Source organism: Sphingomonas sp. J344 (assembly GCF_024700005.1).
Classification (GTDB): domain Bacteria; phylum Pseudomonadota; class Alphaproteobacteria; order Sphingomonadales; family Sphingomonadaceae; genus Sphingomonas.
In genome coordinates this window covers 1,845,446-1,864,827 of the sequence record NZ_JAJONB010000001.1, presented here as the reverse complement: position 1 = coordinate 1,864,827, position 19,382 = coordinate 1,845,446, and the positions used below count along the sequence as shown (strand labels likewise).

Below are 19,382 nucleotides of genomic sequence, written 5' to 3'. Positions count from 1 at the left end.
GTCAACGGCAGCCTTCTGGTGAAGGAGGTTCCACATGACGACCCTGATTCCGGCGCAAACCGAGAAGAGTACTCGATCCGAGAGTATCGAGGCGGAACTCACCGCACTTGGGACAAGGCTTCGTATCATCAGCAACATTGAACGAGGATACGGGGTGGTTCCCGTACTCGAAGCTGGTGCGGTTCTGCTCCAACCCGGAGAGGTTGCGGTCTACAAGGAGGAGCGCCCCTACGAACTGGTGGCGGGTCTGTATTGCCTCGAGCACCAACGTCCTGTTGCGGACTCCCGTTTGCCCGACAGCCCGCGTTTGATTTCGCGTGAGGTGGTTTACGCCAGACCTTATTCCGGACCTGGCAAGATCGAGACCGGCAGCGCGTGGGAATATGTCGCGCTCCATTCTCAGGTGGTGAACGGTGCTCGGCGGTATGCGCGGCCGGAGGGTCCCATCTATCTTTGGGCGCTCAACACGCTGCTGTTAGGGCCGGTGGTCGGCATCTATGCGCCGGTCGCCTTCGCGGGGGAGTGTTGATCATGGGGCCGCTCCCCTCTTCATGTCGCCGCCAGCGGCGAGCCGATTCCTGCGCTGCATGGCCATCGTTCCGAAGGGCCCGATATGCGCCACGCCCCGTCCATCCCCAACATGCTCGACGAACTCGAGCACTTTGTGCGCGACGAGGACGTAGTTGGATACACAGAGCGGTTTCGCGCGCTGCTCGACACGATCGGCGTCAACGTGTCGGTCGCTATCGAGCGCGACGGTACCGAATGCCTGATGGTCGGCAGCCGGTGCGATTCTCAAATTCGCCATCGGTCGCGCTGGATACATTTTCTCTTCGAACATTTCGATCGAGATGAGCAGCGACGAAGCTATTTGATTCGTCAGTTACGCAGGGAAGGCTGGTTCACGGACGATCGCCCATCCAATCCGCGCCAAACGACGGCCGCTATCCGTGATTTCCTGAAATTTGAAGGACGTATCCTGCTCGATCCGCAGGGCCATCTTGGCGAAGGGGGCGGCATTCCTCGCGCGATGCTGGAAGGAAACGCGGATGAAGTAGCAGCATGCAGGCAGGCGTGCCGTGCCTATTTCGACATTCGCCGACGTTGGAGTGCGGATCGACAGATCGAGCGTGTGGTTCGCATGCTGGGTCGTCAGATCGACAATGGCTGGATCGTTCTGGAGGCGCAGGCATGAGCAGGCAACTCTCCGGTTTGCGTGCTCGCTGATTGCTCGATGATAAGGGCGATCAATCGCTCCAGATTGATCGCCCTATTTCAATCGTTGGCGCCGTTATGCGCCTAGTCGCGGTCGTTCAGGAAACCATCCGTAGTGCTGGAAATGCTAAACGGGGTCGTTGATTGAAGCGGTGCGATGCCGAAGTGGCTCTTTAGGACAACCGTCCAAAGTACCAAAAGCCATTGCTCGGTTTTTGCTCGCCTTGCTCGCAACCGCTAGGCTTCTGGTCTTGCGTTGCAGGAACCGAAACTGTGGGGAGCAGGACTATATGGAAGTGACCACACATGCTTGGCGGTTCGAACGCGTCGATCCGACCGGCAAGCGTGAGGCGGTGGATCGTCCGCTCGCCCGCGAAGTGCCGGTCGCGCTCGAATTCAACGGTATCGGCTATGCCACCCTCATGGCGACGCCGGCGGATCTGGAAGACCTAGCCCGAGGCTTCGCGCTGAGCGAGCGCCTGATCGATCGCGCCGGCGATATTGACGATGTGGAAATCCATCCGGTCGAAGCCGGTTTCATCGTCCGCGCGTCGCTTGCCGCACACTTGTCCGATCGCGTCTTCGAACGGGTACGCCACCGCACGACGGATTCGTCCTGTGGCCTTTGCGGAATCGAGAATATCGAACAGGTGATGCGGCCACTGCCGCAGATCGCACAGCGCTGGAACGGATCGTCCGATGCGATCTTCACGGCAGCGGCGCTGCTCGATGGGCATCAGCCGCTCAACCGGGCCACGGGAAGCGTCCACGCAGCGGCGCGGTGCGCGTCCGACGGCACGATCCTCGCGGTGCGGGAGGATGTCGGCCGACACAATGCCTTCGACAAGCTCATCGGAGCGATGCTGCGCGAGGGCGCGGAATGGGATGGCGGGTTTGCGCTGTTGTCATCGCGCTGCTCATACGAGCTGGTCGAGAAGGCCGCGATCTCCGGTTGTCCGCTGCTGGCGACGATCTCCGCACCGACCGATCTCGCGCTCCAACGGGCACAGCAAGCGGGCCTGGCGCTGTACGTGCTGGTCCGCCCCGACGCCCTGCTGGCGGTCCGCGCATGATCCTCGGCGCGATCCTTGCCGGAGGCCAGGCCTCACGCTTTGGGAGCGACAAGGCGATGGCGGTGCTCGATGGACGCACGCTGATCGATCATGTTGCCCTCGCATTGTCGCGAGAGGTCGATGGCGCGATCGTCTGCGGACGGGCTTATTCGGGCCTGATCAACGTGCCGGACCGGCCCCACTCTTCTTTAGGCCCCCTTGGCGGCATCAACGCGGCACTCCGTTACGCCGCGGACAATGGCTTCGCAAAAGTGCTGACGGCGCCCTGTGATACGCCGCGCATCAGCAAAGACTTGCTTACCGCCCTGCTTGCCGCGCCGGCGCCTGTTTATTTGTCGTCCCTCCCCGTGCTGGGGTGCTGGCCGAGCGCGCTGGCTGACCAGCTCGACGCCTATCTAGACCAAGCCACCAATCTTTCGATCCGGTGCTGGGCGCACACCATCGGCGCGACCCTGCTGGACCGCGCGCCGCCACTGAATATCAACGCGCGCGAAGACCTGGACTTGCTGGCCGGTGGCGACTGATGCAGCGCCGGGCAGTTGCCTAGCCGCCGCATAGCCCGGTCAGCACGCGGCGCGACGGCGCGAAGAACACGGTGCCCGTCTTCGCCGTCGAGAAATCGAGCAGGCGGTCGTAGCTACCCGGCGGATCGCCGACGAACATTCGTTCCAGCATCTTCTCGATCACCCACAGGCGCTGGGAGTAGCCGATGAAATAGGTGCCGAACTCACCGCGCCCGGGGCTGCCGAACGGCATGTTGTCGCGCAGGATGTCGAGCTCCTCGCCATTCTCGTCCTCGATCGTCGCGAGCGACTTGTGCGACTTGCGCGGGGCGTCGTCATCGTCGATCTCGACATTGTCGATCTTGGTACGGCCGACGATCGCTTCCTGCTCGCCCGTCGGCACCGCATTCCATGCGGCAAGGTCGTGCAGATATTTCTGCACGACGACATAGCTGCCCCCCCGCGAAATCGGGATCTTCTTCCCCGACCAATGCGGCGGTCGGGATATCGTGGCCGGCGGGGTTGGCGGTGCCGTCGACGAAGCCGAGCAGATCGCGCGCGTCGAAATAGCGGAATCCCGATACCTCATCGACGACGCGTACGGCATCGCCCAGCGCCGCGAGCAGCAGCCGTTCGAACTCAAAGCACAGATCAGCCCGTTCGGCGCGGATGTGGAACAGGATGTCGCCCGGGGTCGCTGGCGCCGCATGCACCGGGCCTTGCACCGGCTTGAACGGATGGAGCTCGGCGGGCAGCGATGAGGCGCCGAGCCGCTTCCACAGGTTGTGGCCGATACCGACGATGCAGGACAAACGCCCGGAAAGATCGCGGAATCCGACCGTCTTGATCAGGTCGTCAATCGCCGCGAGCTGACCGCGCACCTTGGCCAGCGCGGCCTCGCCAGCTGCCACCTCGACCACCAGGAACACCGCCGAACTCGACAGCGGGGCCGCGATACTCTGGGCATCGATCGGAACGCGCTCCCAGGTCTGCCCGGTCATCCCGCGCGGATCTCCGCTCCCCTGTTCGTGCGGTTCCACTGCATGCCCCCTCCCCTTCACGGTCATCCCGCCAGCACCCTGACCGGGATCGATTTGGCGGCGGGGGTGCCGCTAGTCCGGTCGTAATAATCCAATGGCAGCAGTGGGTTGAGTTCAGGATAATAGCCCGCAACTGCTCCGCGAGCCATCGGATAGTCGATCACGGTCAGGCCTCCGACCCGGCGCTCCACGCCGTCGCGCGCGATCGTTTCCACCGCGACGGTCGCGCCCGCCGCCAGCCCGCGTTCGGCGCGATCCTCGGCGTTCATGAACAGGACCATTCGGTCATTGTACACGCCGCGATAGCGATCATTATAGCTGTAGATGGTGGTGTTGAACTGATCGTGAGAGCGCACCGTCGCCAGCCGCAGCATCGCAGGATCGTCGACGATGTCGTTCACCTCCAGTCCGGGGAGCGGCAGGAAGTTGGCCTTGCCGTTTGGCGTGTTCCACACGCGGCGGCGCGGCGGCACGTCGAGGTGGAAGCCCGTGGGGTTCGCGATCCGCGCGGAGAACTCGGTATAGATCGCGGGATAGACCTCGGCGATCTTGTCGCGGATCAGGCCATAGTCCTCGATATAGCGCGCCCAGGACACCTTGCTTTCGGGCAGGGTGGCCATCGCCATGCGGCAGACGATCTCGACCTCGGGCATGAGGTCGGCGCTGGCGGGGGTCAGCACGCCGCGCGATGCGGTGACGTTGGACATCGCATCCTCGATCGTGACGAACTGTTCGCCCGCCGCCGTCTCGATCCGCTCCGAACGCGCGACCACGGGCAGCAACAGCGCCTCTTTGCCGTGGATCAGATGCCCGCGATTGAGCTTGGTGGTGATCGCGACGGTCAGGTTCAGCTTGCGCATCGCAGCATAGGAGCGATCGGTGTCGGGGATCGCGCGGACGAAATTGCCACCCATCCCGATGAACACCTTCGCGCTGCCATTCTCCATCGCCTCCACCGCCTCGACGGCATGGTGGCCGTGCGCGCGCGGCGGCTCGAACCCGAACACGTCGCGGACGCGGTCGAGATAGGCCTGCGACGGTTTCTCGTCGATGCCGACGGTGCGGTCGCCCTGCACGTTGGAATGGCCGCGGATCGGCGCGATGCCGGCGCCCGGCTTGCCGAAATTGCCGCGCAGCAGAAGGAGGTTGGCGATCTGCTGAACCAACCGCGAACCCTGCTGATGTTGGGTAATGCCCATGCCGTAGCAGATGATCGTCGCGTTCGATCGCACATAGATTTCAGCGCAGCGCCGGATCTGTGCCTCGTCGATGCCGGAAACGTGGACAATATCCGCCCATTCGATCCCCTCGATCTCGGCGCGGATCGCTTCGATCCCGGCGGTGTGGTCGCGCAGAAAGTCGTGGTCGAGCACGTTTTCGCCCGCGGCGTCGCGCTCGAAGATCGCCTTCATCATGCCCTTGATGAGCGCGAGGTCGCCGCCGATGCGGATATGGACGAACTCGCTGGCGATCGGCGTCGAGCCGAACGTCGCCATCTGCACCACGTCCTGCGGTTCGGTGAAGCGGATCAGGGAGCGTTCGGGCATGGGGTTGACCGCGACGATCGGCACGCCGCGCTTCCGCGCCTCGACCAGGTTAGTCATCATCCGGGGCGAATTGGTTCCGGGATTTTGCCCGATGACGAAGATCGCCTCGGCATGCTCGAAATCGTCCAGCACCACGGTGCCCTTGCCGATACCGATCGAGGGCGGAAGGCCGCGGCTGGTGGGCTCGTGGCACATGTTCGAGCAATCGGGGAAGTTGTTGGTCCCGAACTCGCGGACGAAGATCGAATAGAGGAACGCCGCTTCGTTGGGCGTGCGGCCGGAAGTGTAGAATTCCGCCTCATTGGGGCTGTCCAGCGCGCGCAGATGACGGCTGATCGTGGTGAAGGCACCTTCCCAGCTTGTCGGCACATATTTGTCGCTGGCGGCGTCGTAGCGCATCGGCTCGGTCAGGCGGCCCTGCATCTCCAGCCAGTAATCCGACTGTTCGTTCAACGCGGTGACCGTGTGCTGTGCAAAGAAGTCCCGCGTCACGCGGAACTTGGTCGCCTCGTGCGCGAGTGCCTTGACGCCGTTCTCACAGAATTCGAGCTTCTTCGTGCAATCAGCGTCCGGGAAAGCGCAGCTGGGGCATTTGAAGCCGCCGGGCTGATTCATCGACAGCAGCGCGCGCGAACCCTTGGTGACGACGCTCTGCTCGATCAGCACCTTCGCTGTTGCAGCTGCGGCGCCCCAGCCGCCCGCCGGGTGATGATATGGCGAATATCTTGGTTTGCCGTCCGCCATGACTCGATCTCCGAAAACACGTTCATCGTTGCATCAATCGCCGACAGCAGCAATCCGAGCCACGTAGATCAACACAGGACGTTCAAGCGGTTGACGAAGCCTCTTGAGGCCCTCGCCCATGGTACGGGGAACTCGGTCTATCCGCAGCGCGATATCGGCTTTGTCCAGTTTCAGACTGAACGCTGACAGAGCAAACGGCCGATTAGCCGCTAGGCGGCTCCCAGCGAAACCTGTTGGTCGGCAATGCGCCCCAATTCCGGACGTTCAGCCCGCCTGCGGGCGGTCCTGAAAGCAGTCGTTCGTTCAGTTGCTGGCCTGCGTCCGCTACTGGGTGGAAACGGGCTCTTCATAGTCAGGGCGCGAGTCCGAGTTCGTTCAGGATATGCGCCTCGGTCAGGCCGTAGATTCCGGTCCAGTGGAAGAGGAACCCTGACAGATCGGCGCTGCCTCTGGCCTTGCCAACTCGGGCGACGATAAGCAGGCACCACATCAGCGCTTCGCGACAAAAGACCGGCGCTTCGAACGCGGCCTGGAAATTCTGGACTAGACCAGAGATCGCCAGCGTCATGTTGCCCGCTATCGCGACCGATGTCGGCTCACCGCACGTCCACGAACGCAGTTTCGGATTTGGCTTACCCGTCTAGGCACCGGCGGGTTACCCAAAGCGGCCTGTTCCCTCACGGCAAGATCCTGCGGCAGCCGGGACGGACCGCTCCGCGCCCTATGGCCGCACAATTTCAATCTCAGCGTTCCCAAAAGCTGCCTTTCGTTTAGTTGTCCGCCGTCATGTCAATTTTCTCCGAGAAGCTGAGTCGCCTAGCGGAAACCATTTCGCTGGTGGGCGACCGCGGCGCGCGCGATATCGCGGAAGCAATCGCCAGCGGACGCGGCCGGCTAGCGATCGCGATCGGATCTGGCGGCTCGATGGTGGTGGCAGAGTATTTCGCCCGCTGCCGCACAACTCTTGGGCTCGGGCAGACGCTTGTCATGACGCCCATGCAACTCGCACTATCGATGGCCGAGTGGGACGGGATCGACGTCTGGCTCTTCAGCGCCGGTGCCAACAATCCCGACATTTCGGCAGCGTTCCAGGGCGCGGTTGCGTCGGCGGACGCGACGCACTTGGTGACGACGCGCGCCGACGGCGCGACGGCAATCGCCGCCGCCGCTCATTCCCGCGCTCAAGTCTTCGTGCTGCCAGTGGCCGACCCCAAAGACGGCTTCCTCGCTACCCATTCGATGATCTCGATGGTCACTGGGCTGCTGCTCGCAAGCGACTTGACAACGGAACGACCGCACGGCGCGGAGTTGGCCGCCATCTATTTGAACCTCTCCCGATCGGCGGTCGCCAACGGCGTCGACGAGGTCGCCAGCTTCCAGCCAGGCGACACGATGGTGATCGTGCATGATCCGCAGGTCGCCGCGGTCGCCACACTGATCGAGACCTCCATGTGGGAGACCGGCATAGCTCCGGTGCAACGCACCGATTTCCGCAACTTCGCGCACGGTCGACATGTATGGGCGGCGCGGCACCCTACAACGATGTTCACGCTGGCGCTGACGACCTGCGAGAGCGAGGCCGTCTGGCAGCCCATCCGGAGCGCCCTGCCGCTGGAGGTACGCGGTGGCGGACTGGCCGTCGGTCACGGCGGACGACTCGCCAACGCTGTGGGTATCGTCCGGGGCCTAGCCATCGTTGGTCATCTCGGCGGCATCGCGGGTGTCGATCCCGGCAGGCCCGGCCGGGGTGACTTTGCCGAGGCGATCTATGACGACGACGCCCTACAGGACCTGGTTACGAACCTGACTCCAGCCGTTCGTCACAAGGCAACGGCGAGGCTGCTCCATGATCCGGTCGATGACGGCGAGGTGTCGCTGTGCGCCATAGGCAGGGATCGCTTGCGCGAGCTGGGCGACGCCAGCTTCGTCGGGCTTGCACTTGACTATGACGGGACCGTGGTTCCGAACCAGCCGACAGAGGCGAGGCTTGGGCCGCCGTCGAAGGAGGTGATGGACGAACTGGTCAGACTCGTGGATGATGGCGTTCAGGTTGGATTCGCGACCGGGAGGGGCGGTTCGGCGGGTGAGAAGCTGCGCGAGGCCTTGCCGGAGAGAATCCACCAGCTCGTACTTATGGGATACTATAACGGCGCACATGTCCGCCCCCTCGACGTCGACATCAGCGAGGACCGGCCTATGCCCGATGAGCACGTCGCGAGCGTTGCGAGGTGGATCGCAAACTCCGGGCTGCTTCTCGACGGCGTCGCGCTCAAGGTGCGCGAGGTGCAGGTGACCGTGAACCACTCGGACGTCGTCGACGTCGCGAGCTTCGCCCAGCGGCTCGCTATATGCCCCCAAGTGGCCAACGGCAGCGTGCGGGTGCTGAGCTCGCATCACAGCTTCGACGTCGTGCCGCGCGGCACGACCAAGCTCAAGGTGGTCGAGGCGCTCGCCGGGCGCGCCGGCCGGCCGGGCGCTTCCGTCCTGGGTGTAGGCGACAGCGGTTCGCCATTAGGTAACGATCGCGAGCTACTCTCGGGGCCGCATGGCGTAAGCGTCGACAGCGTCTGTGGCAGCCATCTGGGCACTTGGACGTTGTTCGGCTCAAGGTTGCGCGGTCCGGACGCGCTTTCCCGGATTCTGCGCTCGGCGCGCGTGGACGGGGGAGTGATGTCGATTGATTTGGGGTCGCTGGACCTCGACCGATGTTGAAGAAGTGTGTACAAAACAGGAACGAAATGATTCGGCTTGTGGTTCGGAGAGCTCGATGAGCGAAGTAGACGTCGTGGGAACCGGCTTCACGGTGCTCGACCGCGTATATGCCGGTTCGCGGGCGGTGTCGGCCGAGGATCTCGGCGGCTCGTGCGGGAACGTGCTCATCTCGCTCGCGATGCTCCAGCGCAATGTCGCCCCTGTCCTCAGACTCGGCGAGGACGAGGTCGGAGTCCGTCTGGTCGGGGCCTTCCATCACGCCGGTGCCGAGACCCGCTACATCCACATGCACGGCGGCGTTAGATCGCCCATTCTCGCGCAGCATCTGCATGCGCCTGGGGTCCACACCTTCGCTTTCAGATGCCCCGAGACGGATATCGACCTCCCGCGTTACGCGCCGATCAACGGCGAAGACGTAGAGCGGGCGCTCCCGGTGATCACAAACTGCTCGGTCTTCTACGCCGACCGCCTCTCGACGGCGATCGTCGATGCTATGGAGGCTGCGGCCGAATCCGGCTCGGTCATCTATTTCGAGCCGTCCGAAGTCGGCGACGAGGAGCTGTTCAGGCGCGCCGTCGCGGTGACGGCGGTGCTCAAGTTCTCGGCCGATCGGCTGGCGGCGCTTGCCGGTCGTGTACAATTGACCGATGCGGTCGTGATGATCGTCACGCATGGCGACGCGGGTCTCGAGGTGCGGCGCGGTGCCGAGCGGTTTTGGTGCCGGTCGCAACCGGCGCCGCATGTGCGCGATACCTGCGGCGCGGGAGACATGGTCAGTGTCGGTCTGATCGACTGGCTGCTGACACATCGACACGCGGCCACCGCCGACCTGTCGATGTGCGACTTCGTGCGCGGCATAGAGGCGGGCCAGCGGCTTGCTGCAGAGAATTGTGCTTACGTCGGAGCACGCGGCATCTTCCGCGAGCGCGGTGCGGATTACGCCAGGTCGGTCCTGGCCGGTTGATCGCCGCTGTCAGGCGGCTCGCTTCACCACATCGTCGGTGCGCTCGGCCCTCAGCCTGTCGCGCAGTTCCATCAGCATCGTGCCGAGCATGTTACGGCCCTGTCCGTTGACCTCGCCCCACAAGCGATTGACCTCATTATCGACCGTGGCGGTCTCGATGAGGCGCGCCGAGCCGGTCGAGAGCAGCAGCTTGCGCAGGTCCTCATGCTGGGTGAACTTGGCGTAGAGCACGCCGCGCATCCGGTCGAACTTGGTCTGCGACCAGCCCGGGCTCACATCCCAATAATATAGGCCATGGGCGGCCATCGCGAGCAGCGCCGGCGACGGTGCTGCCATCAGCCACGCCTTGACCTCGGGCTTGCGAGCCTTGCCCGCCTGGTAAGCGTGCTCGCTGGTCGGGAAGACGTCGCCCTCGAACTCGATCTCACGCCGGTAGAGGTTGCTGAAGGCGCCGTAGGGCTTCTCGCTGGCTCGGTAGAACCGGATCTCCTGTTCGTCGTCAGCCATGTCGCCTCCTTGTAAATTTGCACGATATCAGTCATGCAAATCTACATGAAGCCGACTCGGAAGGAAAGGACTGAATTGGTTCGCCGCATGCAGGCCGCGCGCGGACGGCTCGGCCTGTCCTATGCGGCGCTGGGCGAGAGGGCAGGCGTCGATGCCAGCCAGGTGTCACGGATTTGCCGGGGCGAGTATGCAACCTTCAGTGACAGTGTCGTGCGGATCTGCACGGTGCTGGGCGAGCGGCTCCGGTCGGGTGACGCCGAACCGCTGCCCGCATTGCCCGCCGCGCGCCGCACGGATGCGGCCTGGGCGAAGCTTGAGCGCTCGGTGCGCAGTGCGTGGGACGAGACTCCTGCCGGCGCTGAACGGCTGGCGAAGGTGATCGCCGCCGTGGGGGAGATCGGCCGCCGCTAGCCCTCGGTACGTTCCAATCGGACCCAATTTTCCTGTGGCGGCGGCAGCACTTCCCGCCCATATGTCGCACGACCTCGGGGGAGGGTCGGCAGGGGAGGCAAACTAGGCGTGAGGAAGGATCTGGCGGAGAGCCTTCTCGCGAAGATCATGGATTGGTCTGACGATGAGAAGGCGGCGGAGCGCGCCTATCTCGAGAGCTTCGCGAGCTACAAATATGATGAGTACCAGCAGTTCTCGCCCGGCCGGCGGTTCATCGAGAGTCTCGCCTTATGGCTCGGCCAGTTCGACCCCGGCGCTAACCGGCGCGCCGCCTATGACTTCGTCCGTCGCCGCCTGCTGTTCATCTCCAATAACGAGATGAACCATCTGGTCGAGCTGACCTTCCCTACGGTGGTCCGCCCGATCCTGATCTCCGACACAGCGCAGGCGCTCGGCGTCCATCCTTGCCGCGTGAAGGCGATCGTGCGCGAGACGGAGTATCGTAAGCGACTACGCCAGACGCTGGTGCTAGGGCTGAGTGACGGCGCGCGCACCGACTGGTTCCGGCGGGCCAACCCACAGGAAATGTCGAACGAGCAAGTATTCCATGCCTACGACGTGTCGGATGCGAAGACCGGCGGGATGGTCGAGGACCTGGGCAAGCATCTCGGCAAGATTCTGGGACGCGACGCCACGGCGGAGGAGGCGCGCTTCCGCTACGTGGTGCTGCTCGACGACTTCACCGGTAGCGGCACCAGCTTCATCCGCGAAGACGGCAAGGGAGGCTGGACGGGTAAGATCGCGAAGATCGTCGCCAATCTCATGACCGCGGGGAATTTGGGCGACGCGATCGCCGACGAGGGCGTGAAGATCATCATCGTGCTCTACGTCGCAGCCGATCAGGCGATCGATCACATCGAGGAGCTATTGCCGAGTCTCGCCTTCGGGAAGGGCACGATCGCGTTCCACGTCATCCATAAGCTGGGCACGTCGACGCCGCTCGACGATGAACGCGACAAGGCCATCCTGAGCTTGGTCGGGGACGAGCGGTATTTCGACGACGACGCCGACGACGAGCACTCGAAAGTCGGAAAGGCGAGCAAGCAGTTTGGCTTCGCCGGATGTCGGTTGCCCTTGGTACTCGCTCACAACACGCCGAACAACTCGGTGTACCTGCTCTGGGCAGAGGAGGATCAGCGCGTGCTCGGCCTCTTCCCGCGCGTCAGCCGTCACCGGAAGCTTCAGTAGCCGTGAGAAACCCTTTTCGCATTCGCGCTTCCCAGCGCTCGACCAGCGACGATGAGTTCGTGCGCCTGTTCGGCGCGGGCGCGCTCGACGTAATCCAGTCGTTCGACGACCCTTGGGGCGGCCTTGTCTTCCTGCGCAGCGCGCCAGGCGGGGGCAAGACCACCTTCCTGCGCATCCTTACGCCGCGCCCCTTGAAGCTTACCCATGCGATCGCCGAGACCAATCAGCAGGTTAAGGCGACGCGTGACGCACTCCGCGACGTGGGCGCGTTGGGGGCCGATGGCCCCCAGTTGCTCGGAGCGATGGTGGTGTTCACCACCGAGTACAAAGAGCTGGCTGCCTTCGATCGTGGCAATACGCTGTTCCGTGAGCTGCTCAACTCGCGAATTGTGGTGGCGACTCTGCGGTCGGTGGTGGAGCGCGCCGAGCGGCGGTTCCCCGATAACCTGGACGAATTCACCTTCGAGTGGCAGCCAGATTCCGACGCGACGATCCCGGGGCGGGCGAACGGCCGCGAGCTGTTCGAGTGGGCTTCGCGCATCGAGCGCGGCTTCTACAATCGACTCGACGAGCTGGATGCCCCCACGCCAATCGACGGCGGCCATTCGCGCCTCGACGGCCTCAAATGGTTCGCTCAATCTCGCATCAGTAGCGCCAAAGGCGTGATCGAGGCGAAGCGTGTGCTGCTGATGGACGAGCTGCAAACGCTCGCGCCTGCGCAGCGCGGCAGCCTGATCGAATTCGTGACCAACGCCCGCGAGCAGTGCGGCGTGTGGATCGCTGAGCGGCTGGAGGCGCTGACGCACAAGGATTTGCTGTCGGAAGGGGCGCTCAAGAAGCGCGACTACGATACCGTGATCCAGCTCGAGGACCGCTGGTCCGGTTCAAAGATCAAGCCCTACACCAGGTTCGTCGAATCAATCGCCAACTTGCGGGCCGCGCGCGCTGATGGCTTCCAAGGCCGTGAGCTCTTCCCCCTGATAGGCGAGACAGATGACGTGTCGTCGCTCGAGGAAGCGCTGGTCATGCGCAGCGCCGAGATCGAGGCCGAGATCATCCGAGCCGGCGGTGCGGGCAACCGCTACTCGGCATGGCTCGAGGCAACGCGCGGCATGCCGGGCAACGCTATGGAGCGCGCCATCCAATGGCGGCTGCTGCAGATCTTGGTCATTCGCGACCTGCGCAAGGCGCAGTCGGCGTTCGACTTCGACGCGCTGACCGTGGATGAGTTCGACGACCGCTCGGGCAGCGGCACCGACCGGGCGGCGGAGCACTTCCTGCGAACCGAGGTGAAGGCACCGATCTACTTCGGCCGTGAGGTACTGAGTGTGGTCTCAACTTCGAATGTCGATCAGTACCTCGAGGTGGCGGGCGCGCTGTTCGAGGAGATTTCGGCCAAGATCCGCTTCCGCCGCGATCAGCTGGTGCCCCTATCGGCCGAGCGCCAGGATGCGCTCGTACGCGGCGTGGCGCAGGAGCGTTGGGAGGACATCATCCGTCGCCTCCCCCGCGGGATCGAGGCGCGACGGCTGCTCGAGGCGATCGGACAGTTCTGTCGCCAACAGACGTTTCGACCCAGCGCTCCGTACGCGCCCGGCGTGACCGGGATTGCGATCACGATGGCGGACCGCAAAATCCTGATCGACAGCGATGAGGACGAAATCGCGCATTTCCTGCGGCTGCGTGACGTGATGACGTCTCTAGTGGCGCACAACCTGCTGGTGCCGCGGCTCGACCACCGCAACAACAATCGCGAGTACGTGGTCTTCTATCTGAACCGTCTGCTGTGCGTGCATTTCGGGCTGCCGCTGGGCTATGGGGGGGTGGCGCGCCCAGACGCTGCGGGATTTGCTCTTCTGGCAGGAGAAGGGCGCAAACGCGGTTGCGGTCGTGGAGGAGGCAACCCTTGTCTGACCGAGTCGTGGCGATGCGCTGGGATCCCTACTCACTGACGGCCGATGCCGACTTTGAGCCATTTTGGAGCGACCGGCTGAACGGCGGTGGACGCAGGTTGCTGCTAATCCTCGGGCGCGGGTTCGACGTCCGGACGCTAGCGGCCGCGCGTCGCTTGCACGCGCTCGGCGCCGACATCCGGGTGTGGCAGCTGGCGTTCGACAACGGCTTAGGCGACAGCGCCGTGCGGTCCGCGAAGACGACGGAGAACCACGAGGGTCTCCTCGAACTGTTTGGCGAGGATCGGGTGAAAGTTGTCCCGATCGAGATCGGCGGGCCATCGGGGGCGGCGGTTACGCCGCTGAATACGCAGACGGCCCTACAAGGTGCAGGTGATCCGTTGGAGTTCGACGACATCGTGGTCGACATCAGCGCCATGCCGCGCATGGTCGCGATGACAGCGGTAAGCGTTCTGCTGCACAGGCTGGACAAGGTTGCCAAGGCCGGCGGCGCGAGCGTCAACCTCCACGTAACGATCGCCGAGAGTGTGTCGGCTGATGTTGGCGCCGCAAAGGGCAGCCTCCGCGACAATGTATCGTTTGTCCGCGGCTTCTCGGGGCATCTTGAGGAGCAGACGACGCAGAATTGGCCACGTGTCTGGTTCCCAGTCCTGGGCGAGGGGCAGAAAGATCGCCTCAGCCTGATTCAGGAGTTGCTTGATCCGGACGAAATCTGTCCGGTCATCCCATTTCCGACCAAGAAGCCCCGGCGCGGCGATGAGGTGGTGGGCGAACATCGCGAGACGCTGTTCGACGACTTCCTGATCGAGCCAGCCAACATCCTGCTCGCCAGCGAGTATAACCCGTTCGAGGCGTACAAGCAGATCTACACCGCGATGGATCAATACAAGCGGGCGCTTAGCACGATGGGAGGCTGCAAACTGTTCGTGTCGCCGCTGTCGTCCAAGCTGCTGTCGATCGGCGTCCTGCTAGCGTGCTATGATCATCGCTACGGATCGGGCTCGAACGACGACTTCGACGTTGGCATCCCATATGTCGAAACGGCGGTCTACGGCGATCCCGATCAAGCCGGCACCGTCGGGTTCGAGCTGCACTCGATGTGGATTCGAGGCGATTGGGAGGAGGCGCTCTCGGCCCCTATCGTCGCCGATGGCGATGAACAGGGCCGGCCCGACAAGCCGCCCGTGCCGAACTGAATTGCTGCTTCCTGCGATCTACCGAAGCGTCCCTATTGCCGATAGGATCGTGAAGCGCATCTTCGCCGGAGAAGCGACAGCGGCAACGTGAGCGAGGAAGATTTCGTCTTTTAACCAGTGGGTTTGTTCTCCCCTTTCCCGACGACGGATTTGACGGGGTGATCTATCGGCCATGCTGATCGATAGTCCGTTATCGCCTTCTAGAAGCCGATAGCGGATCGGCCGCTTGCGGCCCAGCTCCAGACGTTCAACGAGATTTCAAACAAGCTTCACAGGCCTCTTGGATAAGGTCTCGGAGAATCCCTACCCGCTCGATCAGCCAACCGAGTTCCTCGGGCGTGATCTTGTAGTGCGGCGAATAGCGCGCATCGACATAGGCTCGCCGCAGTAGCTCGAAGCAACGCTGATTGAATCGGCTATCGCGCGGCCATGCGGACGCGAGGCTGCCGTCGAGTTCCTCACACAGATTGCGCAGGAAATTCAGCTTGTGTGACTTTGGGCTGTAGAGGCGCTGAACCAAGAGGAAGCAGTGGTAGAAGCGCTCGGCCGCCTGGTGAAGGTTGAACGCGGCCTCATTCGGGGAGCCATCGTTCGAATAGAACTGCGCCCCGCGTAGGAACGCCTCCGCACTCGGAAACCACTTGTCGAAATAGCCCTGCGCCTCTGTCCGAGCAGCTTCTTTCGTTAGTGGCTCTGGCGTTGCGAACGGATGATCGGGCGCTTCGTAGAGCGCGATCCCGTCGCGCACGATGTCGATGAAGAAATAGCGCCCGTGCTTGAGCTGCTTATTCACGTCGGTGAGGCTGTGAACGATGAAACTCGCCTGCGTCGCCAGCCGCTTGGTCACGACATAGTCGCGCACGAGACGGTCCTCGGCCGCCGTCCAGTAATCGGCGACCTCGGCAAGCTCGTCGTGGTTGACGACGACCAGCAGATCGTAATCGGAGAAATATCCGCCGACCGGGTCCTCGACCCAGTCGCCGCGGGCATAGGAGCCGAACAGGATCACCTTGAGAAGGCGCCCCGCTTTGCGGTGCGGCGCGTTGCGCCCGGCGAGCGCGTCCTCAAATTCCTCGAAGAGCACGCGCACGACATGCTCGAGTTCACGCTTCTTGCGGTCGGGAAGGTGGTTCAGCTCAGTACGCATGCTGAAATCAGATTCGCAGGTTTGCCTGTCGATGCAAGCCGTTCGGCCGATAATGGGATCGGCGCCCGGTGTCCGGCAGCCAATTCTATTACGCGCCGGAACCTCGCAATAGATTCCTATAGCCTCCCGCGATCAACGCGCGTGTTGTTGCCGTCAGCCGCTGGACACGCAGACGCAGATAGTCGCTGCGACCGCGCCAATCGCGGTCCACAGTCTCGATCCCGAACAGGGCCGCAGCGATCTCGCGCTGGCTTGCGCCTTGGGTGAGCCCGTCATGCGTCCGCAACAGCATGATCCACCGCTCCGCGCGGCGCTCGACCGAGAACAGCTCGGCAGGCATGCGACCGAGCCGCCATAGGCCGGCAAGACGTCGCAGGGTAAGGAGTTGCGGCTCCAGCCGCGCAAACCCCGCGAGCGCATAGCGCAACCGGACCGGCCCCTCGCTCAATGTACCGCTTCGCACATGCAGGCGGATCGACCGCCCGCCCTGACGTAACAGCAATTCCTCGCCTCCTCTCTCGCACCCGAGAAGCAGCGCTTCGACACCAGTGCAGCGGATGTCGAGCGCATAGGGATCCCTTGCATCGGCGGGGATTGCATCGACGCTCACCACCGCGTCATGGAGTCCGGGCAGCCAGAACAGCGGAGCGATCGAGGCAGGCTGTTCAGCCGGAAGCGCGAAAGCTTAAGCCCCAGCTCGGTCCGTGGCCCGGTGGGGCTTCGATCCGCAGATATCCTGCAGCCGGCACGCTGACGCCTGAAGCATCCGCCGCCTCGCTGCGATAGCGCGAATTGCGCCGAAGCAGCTCCCAGGCAAAGCCGGCACGATCGAGATCGCGCACGTAACGATAGGGGTCGGGCTCACGCCACTCGCTCGAGAAGGTCATCGCATTGGCCTCCATGTCCCCCGAGGGCAAAGGGACCAGAAGCACGAGCGGGTGTCCGCAATTGCCGCGGCGCGACTCGATCAGGCGCAACCCTCCGCAATATTTTTGCAGATAGTCCGCAAGATTTTGCCGAGAATCACTCAGTTCCTTGCGGACCAATCGTTACGCAAGGCGCTTTCCACCCCACACGACGCCTGTGTTCACAGCTCTGTCCGGCAACGATTCGCGATCATTGATGGAGACTGTGCCGCCAGCACATCCGCATTTGCACCGGATCGAGCAGCGGCGCACGTTCAGCGGCGATGTCATTGGAACCGGCGATGCGGCGTGCGGATAGAATCAGAGCGGAGCGTGAGTGCTTTCGATTGGCCGCGCCGCGATCGTCATGGCGGGCCGCCCACGCGTTGCCCTCGGCCCGACCTTTTCCTACCAACACGTCTGCCGGGTGCCGTGAAATAGGATCCGTCCTTAAGCCCGGGGTGCCGCCCAAGCGGCAGGGCATGGGACGAATGCAAATAGCGGGCCTCTCGCACAGAGGTTTCCAACACCCGGCCCCTCCATTCCCCGCCCCTTGCGCGCGAGTCCATGATGTTCCAGCATGGGCGCGCCGCCGAAGAACCGGCGGCAGGGGCGTGGAAACCCCTGTGCGTGACGCAACATCGCATCCCACGGCGACGCGCCGTCGGCTGCCCGTTGCCGATGCGGTGGTGCTGATGGCGCCGCCGGGCTTGTCCTGTGCAGGGCTTCCGACCGGGCTGGTTCTTCCCTCCCCGCCCCTTCCCATCCGGGGAAGGAACGAAGCGATGCCGGACACCGGTCCGAAGACAATAGTGAAGATCACGGTCCACGAGCGACGCGAACCGCGGCCATCGGAGCAACTCTATCGGCGCCATGCCGGCTGGTTGGGCAAAATCCTGGCGCTGCGGTTCAAAGCGAGCGCTCTCGACGTCGATGATCTTGTCCAGGAAACCTATCTGCGCGCGGCGCGCTACGGCGATGTCGAGGAACGTGGCCATCCGCGCGCGCTACTGCTCCAGATTGCGATCAATCTCGCACGCGACCAGTTGCGCCGGCGGGTGGTACGCGGCGGTCTGTCGATACCCCTCGATGAAGCCGGCGAAGCCGAGCTCGGAACCCAAGCGCCCGACCAGCACTATCAGCTCGAACTCAAGCAAGCAGTGCTCGCCTTGCCGCCGCGCTTTCGTCACGTGTTCGTCTTGAGTCGGTTCAGCGGGCTCACCTATGATGAGATCGCGAGCCATCTCGGCATCTCGGTCAAGACTGTTGAGTGGCGAATGAGTAAGGCGTTGGCAATATGCGCGGCCAGGCTGCGTGACTGAAAGGCAAGGCGCCATGAATCGCGGCAGCGAAGCAGAGGGTGAGGCGGCCGCGCGCTGGCTGGCCCGGCTCAACGCGCGTTCAGTTACAACCGACGAGCTCGATCGTTTTTATGCGTGGCGGCGCGACCCCGCGAACGCCGCGGCCTATGCCCGTGTCGAACGCGTTTGGCGCGAGGCGCATCGTCTGGAATCCGACCCCACGATCGCCACGGCGGTGGATGAGGCGCTCGAGCGCCCTCAGCAGCGAGGCTTCTTGGCAGGGCTCGTCCGCCGCCGGCTACTAGTCGCCGGCCTGACTGCGATACCGGTGGCGGTGACCGGCGTAGCGGCTTGGTGGACGTTCGGTCAGGCCGAAGTGCATGAGACGGTGCGCGGCGAACGGCTCGCGTTCGCGCTTGCCGATGGGACACAGGTGCAGCTCAACACCGACAGCCGGATCCGCGTGAGCTTCAGCGACGGTCAACGCGTGGTCGAACTCGAGCGCGGCGAGGCTTTGTTCGCGGTCAAGCGTGACCCTGCCCGACCCTTTATCGTCGAAGCCGGCACACAGTCGGTGCGGGCGCTCGGCACCAGCTTCTCGACCCGCCGTTCGGACGATGCGCTCAGGGTCGTTCTGATCGAAGGCCAAGTCGCGGTGAACAGCACTGGATCGGCAGAAGTGAAGCTCACCCGCTCCGGCGGAGCGGCCGTGGCACGCCCGGGAAAGCCGATCGTGCCCGGGATGACCGATCCGGCAGCGGCAACGGCGTGGACCCGCGGCAAGCTGCTCTTTCGGCAGACGCCGCTTGCCAGCGCGGTTAGCGAGGTCAATCGCTACTCGGCGCGTCGTATCGTGCTTGGCAGCCAGGCGCTCGGCGCTCGGCGCGTCGATGGCAATTTCGAGATCGGCGACAGCGAGAGTTTCGTCGCCGCGGTGACGACGATCTTCGATCTTAGCGTCCGCACGCAAGACACCG

Annotated in this window: 19 protein-coding genes and 1 pseudogene; 12 read left to right on the top strand and 8 right to left on the bottom strand. The window is 63.7% G+C overall.

The annotated features are described in order from the left end of the window. The first annotated feature begins 34 nt into the window (after positions 1 to 34). The 4 genes from LRS12_RS09490 (at position 35) to LRS12_RS09475 (ending at position 2,812) form a co-directional block, all read left to right on the top strand. Positions 35 to 529 carry a hypothetical protein gene (locus tag LRS12_RS09490; protein WP_257844380.1) on the top strand — a complete coding sequence of 165 codons (495 nt, stop codon included), beginning with the start codon at positions 35 to 37 and terminating at the stop codon, positions 527 to 529. Between the two features lie 111 nt (positions 530 to 640). Beyond that, positions 641 to 1,195 carry a hypothetical protein gene (locus LRS12_RS09485; RefSeq protein ID WP_257844379.1) on the top strand — a complete coding sequence of 185 codons (555 nt, stop codon included), beginning with the start codon at positions 641 to 643 and terminating at the stop codon, positions 1,193 to 1,195. 316 nt (positions 1,196 to 1,511) lie between these two features. Continuing rightward, positions 1,512 to 2,288, top strand: coding sequence for a formate dehydrogenase accessory sulfurtransferase FdhD (fdhD, locus tag LRS12_RS09480; RefSeq protein WP_257844378.1), 777 nt, complete (start codon positions 1,512 to 1,514; stop codon positions 2,286 to 2,288). Further along, positions 2,285 to 2,812 (top strand): molybdenum cofactor guanylyltransferase, encoded by a 528-nt coding sequence (locus LRS12_RS09475; RefSeq protein WP_257844377.1) that lies wholly within the window; start codon positions 2,285 to 2,287, stop codon positions 2,810 to 2,812. The genes fdhD and LRS12_RS09475 overlap by 4 nt, the downstream gene beginning before the upstream one ends. Positions 2,813 to 2,831: 19 nt before the next feature. On the opposite strand, the gene LRS12_RS09470 is transcribed toward LRS12_RS09475, so the two are convergent. The 4 genes from LRS12_RS09470 to LRS12_RS09455 all read right to left on the bottom strand — a co-directional run bounded on the left by LRS12_RS09470 (position 2,832) and on the right by LRS12_RS09455 (position 6,690). Then, entirely contained in the window at positions 2,832 to 3,233 is a 402-nt protein-coding gene (locus LRS12_RS09470; RefSeq protein ID WP_257844376.1) for a Dyp-type peroxidase, read from the bottom strand. Next, positions 3,127 to 3,831: a Dyp-type peroxidase gene (locus tag LRS12_RS09465; protein ID WP_257844375.1), complete on the bottom strand. Its 705-nt coding sequence runs from the start codon at positions 3,829 to 3,831 to the stop codon at positions 3,127 to 3,129. Before LRS12_RS09465 ends, LRS12_RS09470 begins: the two co-directional genes overlap by 107 nt. Positions 3,832 to 3,854: 23 nt before the next feature. Further along, positions 3,855 to 6,122, bottom strand: a complete 2,268-nt coding sequence (locus LRS12_RS09460; protein WP_257844374.1) for an FdhF/YdeP family oxidoreductase — start codon at positions 6,120 to 6,122, stop codon at positions 3,855 to 3,857. A gap of 352 nt (positions 6,123 to 6,474) precedes the next feature. Beyond that, a complete protein-coding gene (locus LRS12_RS09455; protein ID WP_257844373.1) occupies positions 6,475 to 6,690 on the bottom strand; it encodes a hypothetical protein in 216 nt (71 codons plus the stop codon). A gap of 218 nt (positions 6,691 to 6,908) precedes the next feature. Between LRS12_RS09455 and LRS12_RS09450 the strand changes: the two genes are divergently transcribed. Then, on the top strand, positions 6,909 to 8,834 hold the full coding sequence (locus LRS12_RS09450; RefSeq protein WP_257844372.1) for an HAD family hydrolase: 1,926 nt from the start codon (positions 6,909 to 6,911) through the stop codon (positions 8,832 to 8,834). A gap of 73 nt (positions 8,835 to 8,907) precedes the next feature. Continuing rightward, the gene (locus tag LRS12_RS09445; protein ID WP_257844371.1) at positions 8,908 to 9,798 is read left to right on the top strand and encodes a PfkB family carbohydrate kinase; all 891 of its coding nucleotides are present in this window, start codon (positions 8,908 to 8,910) and stop codon (positions 9,796 to 9,798) included. A gap of 9 nt (positions 9,799 to 9,807) precedes the next feature. Here LRS12_RS09445 and LRS12_RS09440 read toward each other — a convergent pair whose 3' ends face one another. Then, complete coding sequence (locus LRS12_RS09440; protein WP_257844370.1) at positions 9,808 to 10,305, bottom strand: NADAR family protein; 498 nt, start codon at positions 10,303 to 10,305, stop codon at positions 9,808 to 9,810. Positions 10,306 to 10,380: 75 nt separating this feature from the next. On the opposite strand from LRS12_RS09440, the gene LRS12_RS09435 reads away from it, so the two are divergent. From LRS12_RS09435 to LRS12_RS09420, 4 genes are all read left to right on the top strand, one after another. After that, positions 10,381 to 10,716 carry a helix-turn-helix transcriptional regulator gene (locus tag LRS12_RS09435; RefSeq protein ID WP_257844369.1) on the top strand — a complete coding sequence of 112 codons (336 nt, stop codon included), beginning with the start codon at positions 10,381 to 10,383 and terminating at the stop codon, positions 10,714 to 10,716. Positions 10,717 to 10,824: 108 nt separating this feature from the next. Continuing rightward, complete coding sequence (locus LRS12_RS09430) at positions 10,825 to 11,943, top strand: hypothetical protein (RefSeq protein WP_257844368.1); 1,119 nt, start codon at positions 10,825 to 10,827, stop codon at positions 11,941 to 11,943. Between the two features lie 59 nt (positions 11,944 to 12,002). Then, positions 12,003 to 13,895: a hypothetical protein gene (locus LRS12_RS09425; protein WP_257844367.1), complete on the top strand. Its 1,893-nt coding sequence runs from the start codon at positions 12,003 to 12,005 to the stop codon at positions 13,893 to 13,895. Then, positions 13,871 to 15,052: a hypothetical protein gene (locus LRS12_RS09420; protein ID WP_257844366.1), complete on the top strand. Its 1,182-nt coding sequence runs from the start codon at positions 13,871 to 13,873 to the stop codon at positions 15,050 to 15,052. Before LRS12_RS09425 ends, LRS12_RS09420 begins: the two co-directional genes overlap by 25 nt. Before the next feature lie 247 nt (positions 15,053 to 15,299). Here LRS12_RS09420 and LRS12_RS09415 read toward each other — a convergent pair whose 3' ends face one another. The 3 genes from LRS12_RS09415 to LRS12_RS09405 all read right to left on the bottom strand — a co-directional run bounded on the left by LRS12_RS09415 (position 15,300) and on the right by LRS12_RS09405 (position 17,131). After that, on the bottom strand, positions 15,300 to 16,199 hold the full coding sequence (locus LRS12_RS09415) for a HEPN domain-containing protein (protein ID WP_257844365.1): 900 nt from the start codon (positions 16,197 to 16,199) through the stop codon (positions 15,300 to 15,302). Positions 16,200 to 16,287: 88 nt separating this feature from the next. Further along, entirely contained in the window at positions 16,288 to 16,809 is a 522-nt protein-coding gene (locus LRS12_RS09410) for a DUF2285 domain-containing protein (protein ID WP_257844364.1), read from the bottom strand. Between the two features lie 55 nt (positions 16,810 to 16,864). Continuing rightward, on the bottom strand, positions 16,865 to 17,131 hold the full coding sequence (locus LRS12_RS09405; RefSeq protein WP_257844363.1) for a transcriptional regulator domain-containing protein: 267 nt from the start codon (positions 17,129 to 17,131) through the stop codon (positions 16,865 to 16,867). Between the two features lie 599 nt (positions 17,132 to 17,730). On the opposite strand from LRS12_RS09405, the gene LRS12_RS09400 reads away from it, so the two are divergent. Then, positions 17,731 to 18,426, top strand: a complete 696-nt coding sequence (locus LRS12_RS09400; protein WP_257844362.1) for an RNA polymerase sigma factor — start codon at positions 17,731 to 17,733, stop codon at positions 18,424 to 18,426. A 13-nt stretch (positions 18,427 to 18,439) separates the two neighbouring features. Next, positions 18,440 to 18,997: pseudogene (locus LRS12_RS20340) on the top strand (FecR domain-containing protein); the annotation flags it as partial. Positions 18,998 to 19,382 lie beyond the last annotated feature (385 nt).